At 48.5% G+C, this 16,225-nt stretch carries 13 protein-coding genes; all 13 read left to right on the top strand.

Annotation, left to right across the window (positions count from 1 at the left end):
• Positions 1-86: 86 nt before the first annotated feature.
• Positions 87-2,390, top strand: a complete 2,304-nt coding sequence (locus OLMES_RS22850) for a DUF802 domain-containing protein (RefSeq protein ID WP_157678476.1) — start codon at positions 87-89, stop codon at positions 2,388-2,390.
• 11 nt (positions 2,391-2,401) lie between these two features.
• Positions 2,402-3,034 carry an OmpA family protein gene (locus OLMES_RS22845; RefSeq protein WP_087463379.1) on the top strand — a complete coding sequence of 211 codons (633 nt, stop codon included), beginning with the start codon at positions 2,402-2,404 and terminating at the stop codon, positions 3,032-3,034.
• A 9-nt stretch (positions 3,035-3,043) separates the two neighbouring features.
• Positions 3,044-3,985 carry a DUF2894 domain-containing protein gene (locus tag OLMES_RS22840; protein ID WP_087463378.1) on the top strand — a complete coding sequence of 314 codons (942 nt, stop codon included), beginning with the start codon at positions 3,044-3,046 and terminating at the stop codon, positions 3,983-3,985.
• A gap of 185 nt (positions 3,986-4,170) precedes the next feature.
• Positions 4,171-4,467 (top strand): MerR family DNA-binding transcriptional regulator, encoded by a 297-nt coding sequence (locus OLMES_RS22835; protein ID WP_087464628.1) that lies wholly within the window; start codon positions 4,171-4,173, stop codon positions 4,465-4,467.
• Positions 4,467-6,125, top strand: a complete 1,659-nt coding sequence (locus OLMES_RS22830) for an IS200/IS605 family accessory protein TnpB-related protein (protein ID WP_087463377.1) — start codon at positions 4,467-4,469, stop codon at positions 6,123-6,125. The genes OLMES_RS22835 and OLMES_RS22830 overlap by 1 nt, the downstream gene beginning before the upstream one ends.
• 145 nt (positions 6,126-6,270) lie before the next feature.
• Positions 6,271-6,687, top strand: coding sequence for a type II toxin-antitoxin system RelE/ParE family toxin (locus OLMES_RS22825; RefSeq protein ID WP_198343089.1), 417 nt, complete (start codon positions 6,271-6,273; stop codon positions 6,685-6,687).
• 11 nt (positions 6,688-6,698) lie between these two features.
• Complete coding sequence (locus OLMES_RS22820) at positions 6,699-7,022, top strand: hypothetical protein (protein WP_087463375.1); 324 nt, start codon at positions 6,699-6,701, stop codon at positions 7,020-7,022.
• A 483-nt stretch (positions 7,023-7,505) separates the two neighbouring features.
• Positions 7,506-8,006: a hypothetical protein gene (locus OLMES_RS22815; RefSeq protein ID WP_157678472.1), complete on the top strand. Its 501-nt coding sequence runs from the start codon at positions 7,506-7,508 to the stop codon at positions 8,004-8,006.
• A gap of 246 nt (positions 8,007-8,252) precedes the next feature.
• Positions 8,253-10,589 (top strand): type I restriction-modification system subunit M, encoded by a 2,337-nt coding sequence (locus OLMES_RS22810; RefSeq protein ID WP_087463373.1) that lies wholly within the window; start codon positions 8,253-8,255, stop codon positions 10,587-10,589.
• Positions 10,590-10,715: 126 nt separating this feature from the next.
• Positions 10,716-12,053, top strand: a complete 1,338-nt coding sequence (locus OLMES_RS22805; RefSeq protein ID WP_087463372.1) for a restriction endonuclease subunit S — start codon at positions 10,716-10,718, stop codon at positions 12,051-12,053.
• A complete protein-coding gene (locus tag OLMES_RS28125; protein WP_157678469.1) occupies positions 12,050-12,193 on the top strand; it encodes a hypothetical protein in 144 nt (47 codons plus the stop codon). Before OLMES_RS22805 ends, OLMES_RS28125 begins: the two co-directional genes overlap by 4 nt.
• Before the next feature lie 69 nt (positions 12,194-12,262).
• Complete coding sequence (locus tag OLMES_RS22800) at positions 12,263-12,841, top strand: nucleotidyltransferase domain-containing protein (RefSeq protein WP_232465182.1); 579 nt, start codon at positions 12,263-12,265, stop codon at positions 12,839-12,841.
• Between the two features lie 110 nt (positions 12,842-12,951).
• Positions 12,952-16,206: a type I restriction endonuclease subunit R gene (locus OLMES_RS22795; protein WP_087463371.1), complete on the top strand. Its 3,255-nt coding sequence runs from the start codon at positions 12,952-12,954 to the stop codon at positions 16,204-16,206.
• Positions 16,207-16,225 lie beyond the last annotated feature (19 nt).

The raw sequence follows: 16,225 nt of genomic DNA, 5'->3' as shown, positions 1-16,225 counted from the left end.
AATGATGTGGCGCTGGGCCCTGGCTGGATTGGTGTTTGCCACACATTCGCTTGTTTTTGACACATTAGTTACTGATAAAAATGAATATGACTCGACTACTTTTTACCGCCGCTTTTTTACTTGGGGCTTTGGCCGTCGCCTGGATGGGCAGCAACTTTCTGGATAATAATACCTTGGGCCTGACCGTCATTATTGTTATTGGCGGTGTATACGGGATTGGTTTTATCGAACTTATCCAATACCGGTTAGCCACTGGAACACTGGACCGGCCTTTGAAGGCATGGCATAAATCCGAGCAACCCGAGTTAACCTCTTTGGCGGAATGGGTTCAACCGGTCCATCCGTCTTTACAAAATGCTGTCCGGTTACGCATTGAAGGTCAGCGAATCGGGTTACCAACCCCGGTGTTGACCCCCTATCTGGTTGGTTTGCTGGTCATGCTTGGCTTGCTGGGAACATTCGTCGGTATGGTCGATACCTTGAAAGGTGCCGTTGTGGCGTTGGAAGGAACGACGAAGCTGGAGGCCATTCGTGCGGGCCTGGCCGCGCCCATAGGTGGTTTGAGCCTGGCGTTTGGCACTTCTGTAGCCGGTGTGGCTGCATCCGCTATGCTGGGGCTGATGTCGACGCTGAGTCGTCGTGAACGCATGTTATCCTCTCGGGAGCTCGATAATCAGATCAACGGGCCATTGAAGGTTTTTTCTCTGGTTCATCACCGCCAGGAAACGTATAAGGCGCTGCAGACCCAAACGGAATCTCTTCCGAAAGTTGCTGAGCAGCTGCAAGGCCTGGTCTTAAAGATCGAACAGCTCGGCGATCACCTCAGTACAACTCTACTGACCAATCAGGAAAAATTTCATGAAACCGCGACGCGAACCTATACCGATTTAGCGGATTCGGTCGGCAATGCGTTGCGTGAGAGTCTGGCGCAAAGTGGCCAGTTGGCTGGGGAGAGCATTCGCCCTGTTGTCCAGGAAGCGATGCTCGGAATTCGAAATGATATCACTGAAAATGCACACGCGACGCACCAGGCACTGGCGGATCGGGTTCAAAGTCAATTGAGTGCGATGCAATCCGAATTTTCGACCGCGTCCGCCCATGTTTCGCGCAGTTGGCAGGATGCGGTGGCGAGCCAAACCCAGAGTCACGAAACCTTCTTGCAGACCTTGCGGCAATCCTTCTCGGAGATCAATTCACAAGTTGAAGCAAATAGTGCGCAGCTTGTGGCCAAACTCGATGAAACAACAGCGCTCTGGTTCACGCGCTTGGCCGATGCTGAACAAGCGCGTTTAGGTCGCTGGATTGATGCACTGCAGACAACTCAGACAGAAACGCGGGAAGACTTCAAGGTTGCGGCTGATGAGATGACCGGATCGATACGGGCTGTCGCACAAGAGCAAGTGCAGTCGATTTCAATCTTGACCGAAAATATGGAAACGCTGTCGGCCAGTGTGTGTACCCAGTGGCAAACGGTGGCAGGAGAAGCGCAAGAACAACAGCATGCATTGTCTCAAACAGTAGAGCGCAGCACGCAACAGTTTATTGAGCATGCCCAAACTGTATCGGAAGCCAATCTGTCTAAATTGAATGTTTTGCTCGAACAATCAGATGCCTTGCTGCAAGCCCGGACAGCGTCGGAATCTGCCTGGTTCGCTGAATACCAGCAGCGCATGGAGCAGATTACTTCGAACCTCAACAATGAGTTGAGTCAACTGGCGGTACTTGAAAATAAACGGAGTGAAGCGGCCGTTGCGCAATTGGCGCAGCTGGAAGATACCGTATCACAGCACTTACAGCGCCTTGGTTTGGCCCTTGAACAACCCATGACACGCTTGATCGAAACCGCATCAGAAACACCCCGCGCTGCAGCGGAGGTGATTTCCGAGCTCCGCAACGAAGTTTCTAAAAATATTGAGCGTGATAACAGCCTGCTGGAAGAACGCAAGCGCAACCTTGAAGAGTTAAGGTCGCTTTCCGAAACCCTTGAGCGGGCATCCAATGGCCAGCTTCAGGCTGTGGAACAGTTAGTTGATTCCACGACGGGTATGTTCTCGGATGTTGGCGATCAATTCCAGAATCTCGTGCAAACCGAGGTCACCAAGATGTCTGATGTTGCTGTTGAATTTACAAGTAGTGCCGTGGAGCTGTCCAGTCTCGCGGAAGCCTTCCAGACAGCAGTTAACCTTTATAATGAGTCGAATCATCAGCTGATCGAGCAGCTCAATCGAATGGAGTCTGCCTTGGGGCAATCCACTGAACGAAGCGATGAGCAGCTGGGGTATTACGTGGCACAGGCTCGGGATGTAATTGATCACAGTATTCTTTCTCAAAAAGAGATCTTTGAAGAATTACGCCAATTGAGCAGTAAGTCACCGGAAGTCGTAGACTAATAGGGGGGATCATGGCAGAACTGGATGATGCAGTATCCCAGGAACCACCAGTCTGGGCTATTTTTGGTGACTTGATGTCAGGACTGGTGGGGGTGTTTGTTTTGCTGCTGGTTTGGGCGTTGGGCTTTCAATTGGAACTCGCACAAAACCTGGAAGAAGAGGTTGCCCGTCGTCAGGCTGAGGAACAGCGTCGTATGGCGCTTGAAGAAGCTTTGGCAGACCCTCTGGCGACTGGACGTGTGACATTGCGTGACGGGCGAATCGGAATCAGTGGAAGTGTCTTGTTCTCCCTGAATTCAGATCAGCTCCAAAGCGAGGGCAGGGCGTTGTTGAAAACGCTCATTGGTCCGTTGCGAGTTTTTCTGGATGATCGTGGTGAAATGTTAATGGTCAGCGGCTTCACGGATGACCTCCCCATTCAAAAGGGGAACTCCCGTTATGATGATAACTGGGAATTGTCGGCGCAGCGGGCTTTAACCGTAACCCGAGCTTTGGTCGAGGAAGGCATGCCGCCAGAGATGGTTTTTGCTGCCGCTTTTGGTGCTCAGCATCCTACCGTTCCGAATGTGGATAATGCCAGTCGTGCCCAAAATCGCCGGGTGGAAATGGCCCCGGTACCACGAGGTACAACGAATCATGAGTAAGCTACCAGTATGAGTGATGTTGTTGAATGTAATCTTGTTGCATGCGAGCCGGTAAAAGCGGAAGTCCCCGAGCAGGAGGCCCGGATAGCACCAGAGGCAGAAACGGATCCGGCACGAAGTGAGTCCGTATCAGCCGTCAGGCTCTCGCCTAGTGCGCTGGAATCCCTGGATATTGAGGCGTTTCATTCAGTTGGTCTGGATAAATTTGATCCAGCGCGATTCAGATATATCGCGGCGATGTCAGAAAAAGCCGCGTCACAGTCAGCAGGGGTGGCGGCCCGGCTCAAGGTTAAAATTGAGCAGGCTCGAGCAGAATATTTGAGCGCCTTTCTGGATGCGCGTGAGCGGCTTGATACCCAGCTCCGCACGGCTCAAGAAAAGACGCCTGCCTTGGCTCCAGAGTTGGACGAGTTGTTTCAACGTTGTGAATTTACCGCACTCAAGCAGCGCCTGACTGCCACGAACGATGCCTCAGCTAAATCGCTCTTATCAGGTTTGCGAGAGCAACTGGTCTCCCGAGAGTTGGACGTGAGTCCCGCAGAGTCTGGCAGTCCTTTTGAAATGATGCTGCGCGAACAAGAGGCTGCAGCACTGCGTGAATTTGGTCATTCCTCTATCGCAACAACCCAAATAGAAACCAAACCGGAAGCGGGTGAAATCCGTGAACTGGCTTCAGTCAAGCAGCTACGTGACAGCATGGCCAAACGCGGCTCGGAACGCTTGGTTACGCAAGCTGTGAAAACCGTACCGGAAGATCCAGGTCCACTCAATCCACAAATGCTGGTGACCCGGTCACTTTCCGCGATGCGCTCGCTGTCCCCGGAATATCTCAATCGTTTTGTCAGCTACCTGGACTCACTATTCTGGCTGGAGCAAGCCGGTGCTCGTCAGGAGTCGGATAAAACCGTACCTGCCTCCGGTAGTAAAAAGGCCAAGCGAAAAACTGTTTAGGCTCCGGTGTGAAACCGGGTTCATTGGCCCGTGCGGTTGTCCTGATATCACACTCCTGTGTCTTGATTTCACATCCAAACTGAAAAGGTTTTCGGGGCTTTAACAGTTAACGAAATACTTGACTAAATCTACACATATACAGTAGCTTGTACAGTATTGTTTTCTCATGGATGGAGGTGATGATTATGGCTGAATTTCTATCGATAGGCGCTGCCGCTTTTCTGCTGGGTGTGGCCGTTTCCACCCTTCGTCGCTGGGAAAAAGAATCACGATATTTCTCAGATTTCCGTACGCCTGGTGGCCATCGTCGTTACGCGCTTGAGAAACTTTTAGCCTTTTGCGGTCAGTCGACTGCTAATGAGCAACGCAGAACGATCTGTTATGCTCGCGTCTCTTCTCATGATCAGAAAAAGGATTTGCAAACGCAAATTGCTCGCTTGCATGGTTCACGTAGTCGTAAAAATCAACGAGCCATCGCCTAGTGGATACGCCAACGAAAACACTCACCTTTGAAACCCGGCTTGATTTGATTCATGAGCAGGATGCGGCATTGTGTCAATATGCCGAGTTGTGGAATCAAGTGAAGTTTCGTTGGTTTGCTAACTTACAAAAGCCTAAAGCCCAGCAATTAAATCGTACCCAGTTTATGCATGAAATGGGGATGCCGTTCAGCTATCGGGTGTTTCAAGGCGTACGGCAAAGCATCAAAGGCTTAATCCAGTCTTACCAAACCAATCGAAACAACCGACTGGCTACGCTGGACGTTAAAATCAAACAGCTGGAGAAAACGCTCAACAAGCTAAAGAAGCGCTGTGATCATGTTGCAGAGAAAGGCAGCCCGCAACAGGCAAAACAACTTCGCAACAGGTTACGACAGAAAGAAGTAAAACTGCGTCGTTGGCAGCAAAAGCAGTCCGCCTTGGTGGCCGAAAAACAGGAAAACAAAGCACCGATTTGTTTTGGTGGTCGAAAGCTGCTGAAAGAGCGACAAACACTAAAATCCAATGAAGGGATCAGGGATTGGCAATGTCGCTGGCACGAAGCGCGACACCGTGAATTTCTATTGGTGGGTTCTCATGATGAATCCTGGGGCTGTCAAAATGCCCAGCTATCGCCCAGTGAGCAAGAAGATGCTTACCAGCTTAAACTCTTGGTGCCCCATCAATTACGCGCCACGTTTGGCACGACCATTAACATTGATCACCTGCAATTCAAGCATGGTAGTAAGGCGGCTATTGCCCAAGCCGTTTGGCAAAATCAGGTTAAAAAACACGATAAATCAATCAAAGGGCAACCCCTGAGTTTTCGATTTAAGCGAGACAAAAAAGGTTGGCGGTTACTCGTTAGCGTGGAAGTGGCAGGACCAAAAGAGCAAGCAGAGTGGATCGATGATGACCAAGGTGTCATTGGTGTGGATGTCAACCCGGATCACTTAGCGGTCGTCGAGCTGGATCGAAACGGTAACCCACTGCAACACCGAACGTTTGACTTACCGTTACACTATAAGAATGATGCTCAACGAGCGGCCATTATTGGGGATGCCGTACGAGACCTGATGGACTTTGCCGCGCAGCAAGGTAAAGCGGTGGTGATCGAAAAGCTGGATTTTCAGCAAAAGAAACGGCATTACCAAAAGCAGGATCATCCTCAGTATGCCCGCATGTTGAATGCCTTTGCTTACGGTAAGATCAAGGACTTGATTGAAACGCAAAGCATTAAACGCGGCATACGCCTATATCACGTCAATCCGGCTTATACCTCATTATTGGGGCGGATGAAGTATCGCGATCGACACGGTTTTTCAGATCACCACGCGGCCGCGTTAGTGATTGGTCGTCGGCATTATGGCTTTAAAGAAAAGCCGCCAAAACAACTCATGGGTATTAACGCGAAGGGTACCGTTAAGACCGAGCATCCGCCTGTAAGGATGGCGCTCGGGGATTATCAGTATTACAACAAACTTCAGCGTTGGTACCAACCACTCGAAAAATCATTGGATTTTCTGAGTGGCTGGCGTCACTTTCGTCGTGTGAATCGGGTTAGTTACTCCGTCGAGGCTCGCCTTGGTGGTAGACCGGGCATGAGTCCCGACTTGATTCAGGAAAGCACTCCACTGCTTTCCGCGCACCCTGCGCTGTAGGGATAGGCTCGTTTAAACCATGAGTAGGTTTAAGCAGGTTTATGAAAACGGTTTAAACAAGTATCCGGTGCTGGGGGGAGCTAAAAAAGGAACTTGAGTAATAACATATACGTTATTATAATTGGCGGAAAAGGGACGTAATCTAGTGACAATACCCGTAGTCGAGCGGAAAGCTCAAGAGTACAAAACCCAAGATGGCAGCGTCCCGTTTCGGGACTGGCTTGTCGACCTTAAGGATGCCAGGGCAAAGGCCAAGATCACTAGGGCGGTGACCCAAATGGAGTCTGGTAACTTCGGTGATCATAAGCCGATTACCGATGGTAATGGTTTACAGGAGCGCCGAATCGATTGTGGTCCAGGGTACCGTATTTACTACATTACGGAAGGTGACGAGCTGATCATCTTGTTCGCTGGTAGTGACAAGCCGGATCAGCAAGCTGCGATTGGTGTAGCTAAAGATTACTTGGCTGACTACAAAGCAAGAAAGCCGAAGGTGTCTCCCCCGCAACAAAAAGCAGGACACCCTCCTTCCAAAAGGCGAAAGCATAAAGGTAAAAAGTGAGGTAACAGACGATGGCTTTAACTCGTGAATTTAAAGATACCGTCATGGAGCTATGTAAAGATCCTGAATACCGCAAAGGATTATTGCTGGAGGCGCTAGAGTCATACCTTGAAGGTGATATCGTTGTTGGTAATTCTCTATTACGTGATTATCTCAATGGCACTCAGGCTTTTGGTGAAGTAGCAAAAGATCTACAAATGCAGGAAGCCGGTTTACGCCGCATGGTGAGTGCAAATGGCAACGCCACAGCTAAGAACCTGTTTCGTCTTTTTAAAATCTGTCAGGATCGTGAAGGTATCCACTCCGCAGATGAATTTCTAAGCCACGTGGCCTGATGAATTCGCCACGTTTCCTGGCTTCTGATACAAGAAGATTACAACTAACCTCTCCAAGTGGCAGGTTGCGCTTTGGTTTCGCATCAATCCTTTCTCTCCATGGAGCTGATTCCAAGGAATTCCAATACGAGCAAAAATGATTGGCCTGTGCGGTTGTCCTGATATCACACTCCTGTGTCTTGATTTCACATAGGGCCTGATACTGTTTCTAATTACTATGGTCTCTCATTATTACGATAATAATAAGAGAGGGCATTTGTGATACGAGCGAGCAGTTGTGGCCCTTCATCTCTACAGTTCATTTTATTGCAAGATGGGGGATTTTTTGTCGGCGAGCTGAAATACTTCCGACTCGTGGATTATCGAGCTTGCTTCTTTGGTCGGCTCTTCCCTCATCAGGCTACACAGCCCCAAAAACACACATCTCTGTTTAACGACGCGATCGCAATTTACCGTTATCTGTATGCACGGAGCCGCCCGGATATGCCCTTAATTCTGGTTGGTGATTGCTTAGAGTCTCAAATGCTTTTGCAGTGTGTCCTGTGCTATTGGCACCGTCGCGGTGAGATGCCACGTAATGGGATTATTCTGAGTCGTTGGGGGGAGGTTGAACCCCGCTGTGAGGCGTTTCAAAGCTGGGATGTTGTTCTGCAAACTTATCTCGAACGGCAAGGCAGTCTGGATTATATTGAGGCATCGATCGCTACCAGCCTCAATCCCAATCATATCCTCATCTGTACCCATGATGATGAACCCAACGTTTTATACCCCTTCGTTCGGGGCCGCCAATCGATCATTGAGGATCATATTAAAGTGCTGCGGATAAGTAATGAGGAACTCGATAAAATGTGCTCAAACCCGGCTACACACCACACCTTTCGCCCAGTTCTCTCATCAACTGACGTCAGCTCAGACACATGGTGTCAAACGGCCAGTGCAAATGACGCCGAGCCTGATTCAGATGGAACGGTGTTGCTGGATTAGCGTGATTATTAGGGGCTGTTAACGTTTCCCATTTAGCGCTTTGACAGCGCTATTTTTTTGTCCGCATAGTGCGGTGGTTGATGCTGATTTTATAGCCACCATGCCCATTATTTCTCAATTAGTCAGGCCATTTAGACCATTTATCGCTTGATTAAAGCCTCCGTGGGCCTTTAAAGTTCGGGCCAATTTATTATTATCCACTATTATTTTAAGTGGTAAACGGAATTTACTGACTAAGAATCCATAATGACAACTAACGAAAACGTACAAACCCCAAATAACCTGGCCGCTTACTGCTGGTCTATCGCTGATCTTCTCCGCGGTGATTTCAAACAATCCCAATATGGCCGCATCATCCTGCCATTTACCCTGTTACGCCGGCTTGAGTGTGTACTGGCCGATAAGAAAGAGGCCGTATTAGAAGCATACGAACGTGTTCAGCAAATGGGATTGCAAGAAGAGGCCCAAGAGAAGTTATTACTGCGGGCCACTGATGGGCTGAGTTTTTACAATACCTCAAAAATGGACCTGTCTCGCCTGGGGGAATCCGGCATAGCCGCTAACCTGGAATCTTACATTTTGTCTTTTTCTAAAGACGCCCGCGAGATTTTTGAATACTTCAACTTCCGTGAGTTTGTCGGCCAGCTCAGCGATGCTAACTTGCTCTATCTGATCGTACAAAAAGTCCGTCAGACCGATTTAAGTCCAAAAGCCATTTCTAACCATGATATGGGGCTGGTGTTCGAAGAACTTATCCGGCGCTTTGCAGAAGGCTCTAACGAAACAGCGGGTGAACACTTTACCCCGCGCGACATCGTACGCCTGACCACCTCTCTGGTGTTTATGGAAGACGACGAAGCACTGACCAAGCCGGGCATCATTCGGACCATATACGATCCTACAGCGGGCACTGGTGGATTTTTATCGTCTGGTATGGAATACGTGCACGAACTCAACCCAAATGCTCGTATCGTTGCCTTTGGTCAGGAGCTCAACCCAGAAAGCTATGCCATCTGTAAAGCCGACATGCTGATCAAAGGGCAGGAAGTAAACAACATTAAACTGGGTAACACGCTGTCTAACGACCAGCTCTTTAACCAACAGTTCGACTACATGCTTTCCAACCCACCTTTTGGCGTGGACTGGAAAAAGATCGAAAAAGACATCAAAGATGAACACAGCTTAAAAGGCTTCGACGGTCGTTTCGGCCCTGGCTTACCTCGTGTTTCTGACGGTTCTCTGTTGTTTCTCTTACACTTGCTAAGCAAACTGAGAGACAAGCAAGACGGAGGTGGTCGTATTGGGATTATCCTCAACGGATCACCTCTGTTTACCGGCGGTGCAGGCTCCGGCGAGAGTGAGATTCGTCGTTATATTCTCGAAGCTGACTTGCTGGAAGCCATTGTCGCCTTACCCACCGATATGTTCTACAACACCGGCATTGCCACCTATGTGTGGGTGTTATCGAATAAGAAACCCGAAGAACGTAAAGGCCAGGTACAGTTAATCAACGGTATAAACCTCTTCAAAAAAATGCGTAAGTCGTTAGGTAGCAAACGCAATGAAATGAGTGATGAGGATATTCGTACCATTACTCGCACATTCGGTGCCTTTGAAGTGGTGGATGCAAGAGCGTTAGATAAGCCCGCCGAGCAGAAAAGTAACCGTGGTAGACAATCCACCACTGCGAAAACCGAAGCCCCCAAAACCTTCGCCAGTAAAATTTTCAAAAACCATGAGTTTGGCTATCGTCGTATTACCATTGAGCGGCCTTTGCGGGAAAGCTATCAATTTAGTGATGAACGTATTGCAACGCTGCGCTTTGCTGCCAAACCGCTGGAAGCACCCATGAAGTGGATTTACGACACCTATGGCGAGCATTGGTCAGACGACGAAACCTGCGAAAACTATGGCGCGTTAGACGAGCACAAAGAAGCTATTCGTAAATACCTGAAAGCGCACTTTAGTGACCTGAAAGAAGCCAAAATCAAAGACCTGCTCGATAGCAAAACCTGGCTCACGCAAAAGCAGCTATTGCTCAAAGCAAAACAGTTGCAGCAGCATATTGGCACCGATCAATGTGATGACATGAACACCTATGAAGACGTGTTAAAAACCGCCTGCAAAGCCAAAGATATCAAGCTGGACACCAACGAGAAAAAGCAAATCACTACCGCTGTTAGCTGGATAAATCCGGAAGCTGAAAAGGTCATCAAAAAGATTCACAAAGCACCTGCCAACCCACTTTATGGATTGTTTGAAGTAAACGGTAAAACCATTGAGTATAAAGCCGATGGCAATTTGCGGGATAATGAAAACGTGCCCCTAGACCCATCACAACCGGTCGATGCGACCAATGAGGCCTACTTCCAGAAAGAAGTACAACCCCACGTCCCCGACGCCTGGATCGACGCCAGCAAAAGAGACGATAAAGATGGCGAGATCGGCATCGTCGGTTACGAGATACCGTTCAATCGTCATTTCTACGTCTATCAGCCACCCAGAGACCTGGAAGAGATTGATGCCGATTTGGATAAGGTGAGTGCGGAGATTATGGCGTTGTTGCGTGAGGTGCACTCCTGATGGCCTTTTTTGCCGATAGCCGCGTTGCTGCGGTGCTCACTCAGTCACGTACTAAAAGTACGCTCCTTCGCTGCGCTCCCTGGAGCCTTGCTCTCGACAAAAAATCCTCATCAGGAGGATGTGTTTATGAGTAGGTATCAGGCGTATCCAGAGTATAAGACGGTTGAAATTGACTACATAGATCAGATTCCTTCAGATTGGGAAGAGGCATCTATATCTAAGTTGTTTGAGATTAAAGCTGGGGGGGATCTTAAAGCGGAATATTTTTCTGAAGTGCAATCGGAAAGCCACCCGTACCCAATATACACAAATGCGAACGATGATAAATCCATATACGGATATACGAGTAAGTATTTCTTTAATGCCCATTCAATTACTGTAAGTGGTAGAGGGGAAGTTGGGTTTGCTGCTTTTAGAGACCATCCTTTTGATGCAATCATTCGCTTGCTTGTTTTGTCACCATTGAATGATTGTAGTTGCAAGTTTTTTGCATATTTCATAAACGCGGTAATTGACTTTAAGGTGCAAAGCTCTGCTATAGGTCAGCTTTCTACACAACAGATTGCTCCCTATAAAGTTGTTTTTCCTCAAGCCAGCATCCAGAAAAAAATCGCCAATTTCCTCGACCACGAAACCACCAAAATCGACACCCTGATCGAAAAACAACAACAGCTCATCAAACTACTCAAAGAAAAACGCCAGGCAGTCATCAGCCACGCCGTCACCAAAGGCCTTAACCCCAATGCCCCCATGCGCGACTCAGGTGTCGAGTGGTTGGGGGAGGTGCCGGAGGGTTGGGAGGTAACCCGAGTTGGTTGGATGTGTGAATTTATCTCTTATGGTTTTACAAACCCAATGCCCTCAACGAGCGAAGGCCCTTACATGCTTACTGCTACAGATATTGAATTTGGCAGGATTAAGTATGAAGAAGCAAGGTGTACTTCTCAAGAAGCATTCAATACGTTGCTATCGCCAAAAAGTAAGCCTGAAAAAGGCGATGTATTGCTTACTAAGGACGGAACATTGGGACGTGTAGTTGTATTTCATGGCGAGTATGAGGCTTGTATCAGTCAGTCGGTTGCTCTCTTGAGATTAGATAAGATGAAGGTGTTACCTGAATTTTTATCAATAGCCTTTATGGGAGCAGACTACCAAAGCAAAATGATCTTTGATGCAGGAGGGACAACAATAAAACATATCTATATTTCTATACTGGCTAAAATGAACTTTATTTTGCCGAGTCTAGAAGAGCAGAAGAAAATTTTAGAGGTTTTATCTATAAAACTCGGGAAAATGGATGCTCTAATTGAGCAGGCAGATAAAGTATCAAGTTTGTTAACAGAGCGCCGCTCAGCCCTAATCTCCGCAGCTGTCACCGGCAAAATCGATGTCCGAGATTGGCAGCCACCTGAGGGTGCGGCAACCAATTATTCTAGCGATTCACTGCAAGAGGCTACCTCATGAGCGATAGCAAACTGTTTTCTCTGGAGGGAGATCAGGCACATGAGCTCACCGGCAGCACGGCCAGCCTGGAGCGTGATTTGCGACAACAGATCGAAGCCAATATATCGGTCCCAATATGGGGGATATCGTACCCAAAATGAGACTTTGCATTGATCGGTCCTATTTTGGGGTCTATAGTACCCAATATGGGACTGATGATGGAATAAAACATGATGGCAGCAGAAAATTCGAAGTTAGCCGATGCCTTGTTTACGCGCACGCAACAGAAAGTATTAGGGCTATTATTCGGCCAGCCGCAGCAGAGTTTTTTTCTCAATGAGGTGGTGCGTCGTGCTGGTGTGGGCAAGGGGGCGGTAAGCCGGGAGTTAGCCAGACTCACTGATGCGGGGATTGTTACGCTAACGCGGCAAGGCAATCAGAGCCACTATCAAGCCAATCCGGCATGCCCGATATTTGCAGAGTTGAAAGGCTTGGTGGGAAAAACCGTGGGGGTGGCAAGTGTTGTGCAGCAAGCCCTGGCAACCTTATTGCCCGGTTTGGCTCTGGCGTTTATTTACGGGTCGCTGGCGAAAGGCGAGGAACATGCGGGTAGCGACGTGGATGTGATGCTGGTGGGGGATGATTTGAGTTATAGCGAGATCATGGAACTGTTGGAACCGGCGGAAGCGCAACTGCAGCGATCGGTCAACCCGACCATTTATTCGCCGGAAGAATTTAACAAGCGCCTGGCCGATCAGCAGAACTTTCTTAGTAAAGTCATGGCTGAACCGCGTATTGATCTAAAGTGAGGGATACCCGTTGGAGCCTATGGAAGAACAGGAAATCCAGGCGTTGGTCAAGGCGTTGGCACCGATTGAATAGCATCGAACAGGAATAACAAGAATATCAGGAGCACCACATGGCAAGCACATCGGAGTTTGCGTTTCAGAATGAAATGATTCAACACCTGCAAGCCAATGGTTGGCTGTTGGGCAAACCAGACGGTTACAACCGAGAACTGGCCTTATATGAAGAGGATGTACTCGGCTTTGTGCAAGATACTCAGCATGAACAATGGCAAAAGTTCTGTGCGGTCTATCCGAATAATCCAGAGCAAAAGTTCTTACAGCGTGTGGCCACGCAACTCAATAAGGCCGACCCCAATGCCGATAATAAAGAACTTCGCACCTTCGGCACGCTGGGGGTATTGCGCCACCCGGTTAAAGATCGTGGTACACGGTTTTTTCTCTGTCAGTTCAAGCCAGAACACACACTGAATGAAGATGCCCTGGCGAATTATCGACATAATCGCTTGCGCGTCGTGCCAGAGCTTGTTTACAGCCCCTGGTGCGCCGATAAAGGCGAAGTAGCCGAGGCAGATAGTCCAAAGGCGAAACGCTGGCGAATCGATCTGGTGTTGTTTGTTAATGGTTTGCCGGTAGCGACACTGGAATTGAAATCTGAGATGAAGCAGGCGGTGCACAACGCCATCAAGCAATACAAAACCACGCGCCTGCCCATCGATCCGGCCACCAAGAAGCCGGAACCCATACTGACCTTTAAGCGAGGTGCCCTGGTGCACTTTGCGGTTAGCCAATATGAAGTCTACATGGCGACCCGCCTGGAAGGGGAAGACACCTTTTTTCTGCCCTTTAACAAAGGCACCAAAGAAGGAGGCGCAGGTAATGATGTGCCTGATAACCCGCATCAATACGCCACGGATTATTTGTGGAACGAAGTGCTGCGGCCCGATAACCTGTTAAATATTCTTGGTCGCTTTATTCATCTTCAAATCGAGGAAAAAGAAGACTGGGAAGGGCGTAAATACAAAAAAGAAACGCTGATTTTCCCCCGCTATCATCAGTGGGATGTGGTCAATAGTCTGATTGAATCTGCTAAAGCACATGGCCCCGGTCAGCGTTATCTCATTCAGCATAGTGCCGGTTCAGGGAAGTCTAACTCCATCGCCTGGACTGCTCATCAGCTGTCCGGGTTGAGGGATGCAATGGGAGATAAGGTGTTTAACTCGGTGATTATTATTACCGACCGCACCGTGCTTGATGATCAGCTACAAGACACCATTTACCAGTTCGAACATGTGGATGGGGTTGTGGGCCGTATTAACCGCAAAGAAGGTGAAGGTTCGAAGTCTGAAAAGCTGGCGAATGCCTTGGAAGCCGCACAGCCTATTATTATCGTGACGATTCAAACCTTTCCCTATGTGTTGAAAGCGATTGAGAACAGTGTCAGCCTGAAAGCACGTCATTACGCCATTATCGCCGATGAAGCCCATTCGTCCCAGACTGGTTCAACGGCAAGGCAACTTAAAGAGGTGTTGATGCTGGAGGCAAAAGAGGCCACAGAAGAAGAGCTGAGCACCGAAGACATTCTCGATGCGGCGGTTGCTGCTCGTAGGCAATCAAATAACCTGAGTTACTTTGCTTTTACTGCCACACCCAAGGCAAAAACATTGGAACTGTTTGGTCGTTTACCAAACCCTGAGCTTCCCTCTGCTGTTGATAACAAGCCCGAAGCGTTTCATGTTTACAGTATGCGCCAGGCTATCGAGGAAGGCTTTATTCTGGATGTGTTGAAAAACTACACCAATTACAAAGTGGCTTATCAACTTGCGATGAAGATGAAGGCCAGTGACGAAGAGGTGGATAGTAAGAAAGCCAAGGTGAGGTTGAATCAATGGGTGCGTCTTCATGACTACAATATCGCCCAGAAAGTGCAGGTAATTGTTGAGCACTTCAAGGTGAATGTAGCGCGTTTGCTAAACGGGCAAGCCAAAGCGATGGTCGTGACCGGTTCGCGTAAGGAGGCGGTGCGCTACAAGCTGGGATTTGATAAATATATCACCGAAAAAGGCTACCAACATATTCATGCAATGGTCGCATTTTCCGGGGATGTGGAGTTTAACGAGAAAGATCCAAATGCCGAAGCATTGCTGGGCGAGAAGTACACTGAAGGCAATATGAACCCGAACTTGAAAGGGCGGGATATGCGCAAGGCCTTTGACTCGGAAGACTACCAGGTAATGATTGTTGCCAATAAGTTCCAAACCGGGTTTGATCAGCCCAAGCTCTGTGCCATGTATGTGGATAAAAAACTCGGTGGGGTAGAGTGCGTGCAAACCTTATCGCGGTTAAATCGCACTTATCCTGGAAAAGCCGACACAGGCACGTTTGTACTGGACTTCTTTAATGACCCGGATGATATCCTCTCGGCCTTTCAGCCCTATTATCAAACCGCAGAGCTGGCGGACATTTCCGACCCGAATCTGGTAGATGACCTGTTTAATAAACTGCGAGTGGCCGGTATTTTCCAATGGCAGGAGGTCGAGCAATTTTGTGAAGCGTTTTACAGTAAAAGCAAAAGTAACGCAGCCCTGGCCAATATCAGCAAACCAGCCGTAGATCGTTGGACTAAACGCTATAAATCTGCGGTAGAGGCCTTTAAGCAGGCCAAGATGATGTTTGAGCGCACCAAGCAAACCGGCGATGCGGTACTGATTGCCAACGCCGAGAACAGTCTCAAAGAATGTGCTCAGGAAAAAAGTGCGTTAGAAGTTTTTAAAAAGGATTTGGGGTCGTTTGTACGCTTTTACGAGTTTATGTCTCAGATTATTGACTACAACGATAAAGACCTCGAAAAACTCAGTCTGTATGCCCGTAATCTGCGGCCCATGTTAAGAGAAGAAAGCATCGATGACGATGATATTGACCTCGAAAGCGTTATTCTAAGCCACTATCGACTGTCTAAAATTCGCCAGCAAGATCTCCAGCTTAAAGAAGATACGGCGGACTATCGGCTCGAGCCAGGTGATGCCATCGGTACGGCGAAACCCAAAGACAAAAAAGAAGAGCTGCTTTCGCGCATTATTGCGCGGCTAAACGAAGTGTTTATTACCGACAACCTGACCGATCAAGACATGGTGAATTACGCTTACACCATCCGCGATAAGGTGAGAGAAAACCCAACGGTAATGAGCCAAATTGCAAATAACACGGCAGAGCAAGCAATGTTGGGTGACTTCGGCAAAGCCCTGGATGATGCCGTTATTGCCAGTGGTGATGCCCATCAGGATCAAATGATGCAATTATTGTCAGATCCGGCCAAGGCTGAAAAATTTGGGCGGTTGATTTTTGAGTTGCTTTCTAAAGGGAACTAGTGGCTCTAGCCATTTCACA

This window comes from Oleiphilus messinensis (assembly GCF_002162375.1).
Lineage (GTDB): Bacteria > Pseudomonadota > Gammaproteobacteria > Pseudomonadales > Oleiphilaceae > Oleiphilus > Oleiphilus messinensis.
Note: the sequence above shows the minus strand (reverse complement) of the source record. Positions and strands in the feature narration are given on the sequence as shown.

Excerpts from the sequence above, each read along its gene's own strand:
- OLMES_RS22850 (WP_157678476.1), top strand. The coding sequence starts at position 87 with ATGACTCGACTACTTTTTACCGCCGCTTTTTTACTTGGGGCTTTGGCC.
- OLMES_RS22845 (WP_087463379.1), top strand. The coding sequence starts at position 2,402 with ATGGCAGAACTGGATGATGCAGTATCCCAGGAACCACCAGTCTGGGCT.
- OLMES_RS22840 (WP_087463378.1), top strand. The coding sequence starts at position 3,044 with ATGAGTGATGTTGTTGAATGTAATCTTGTTGCATGCGAGCCGGTAAAA.
- OLMES_RS22835 (WP_087464628.1), top strand. The coding sequence starts at position 4,171 with ATGGCTGAATTTCTATCGATAGGCGCTGCCGCTTTTCTGCTGGGTGTG.
- OLMES_RS22820 (WP_087463375.1), top strand. The coding sequence starts at position 6,699 with ATGGCTTTAACTCGTGAATTTAAAGATACCGTCATGGAGCTATGTAAA.
- OLMES_RS22815 (WP_157678472.1), top strand. The coding sequence starts at position 7,506 with ATGCCCTTAATTCTGGTTGGTGATTGCTTAGAGTCTCAAATGCTTTTG.
- OLMES_RS22810 (WP_087463373.1), top strand. The coding sequence starts at position 8,253 with ATGACAACTAACGAAAACGTACAAACCCCAAATAACCTGGCCGCTTAC.
- OLMES_RS22805 (WP_087463372.1), top strand. The coding sequence starts at position 10,716 with ATGAGTAGGTATCAGGCGTATCCAGAGTATAAGACGGTTGAAATTGAC.
- OLMES_RS28125 (WP_157678469.1), top strand. The coding sequence starts at position 12,050 with ATGAGCGATAGCAAACTGTTTTCTCTGGAGGGAGATCAGGCACATGAG.
- OLMES_RS22800 (WP_232465182.1), top strand. The coding sequence starts at position 12,263 with ATGATGGCAGCAGAAAATTCGAAGTTAGCCGATGCCTTGTTTACGCGC.
- OLMES_RS22795 (WP_087463371.1), top strand. The coding sequence starts at position 12,952 with ATGGCAAGCACATCGGAGTTTGCGTTTCAGAATGAAATGATTCAACAC.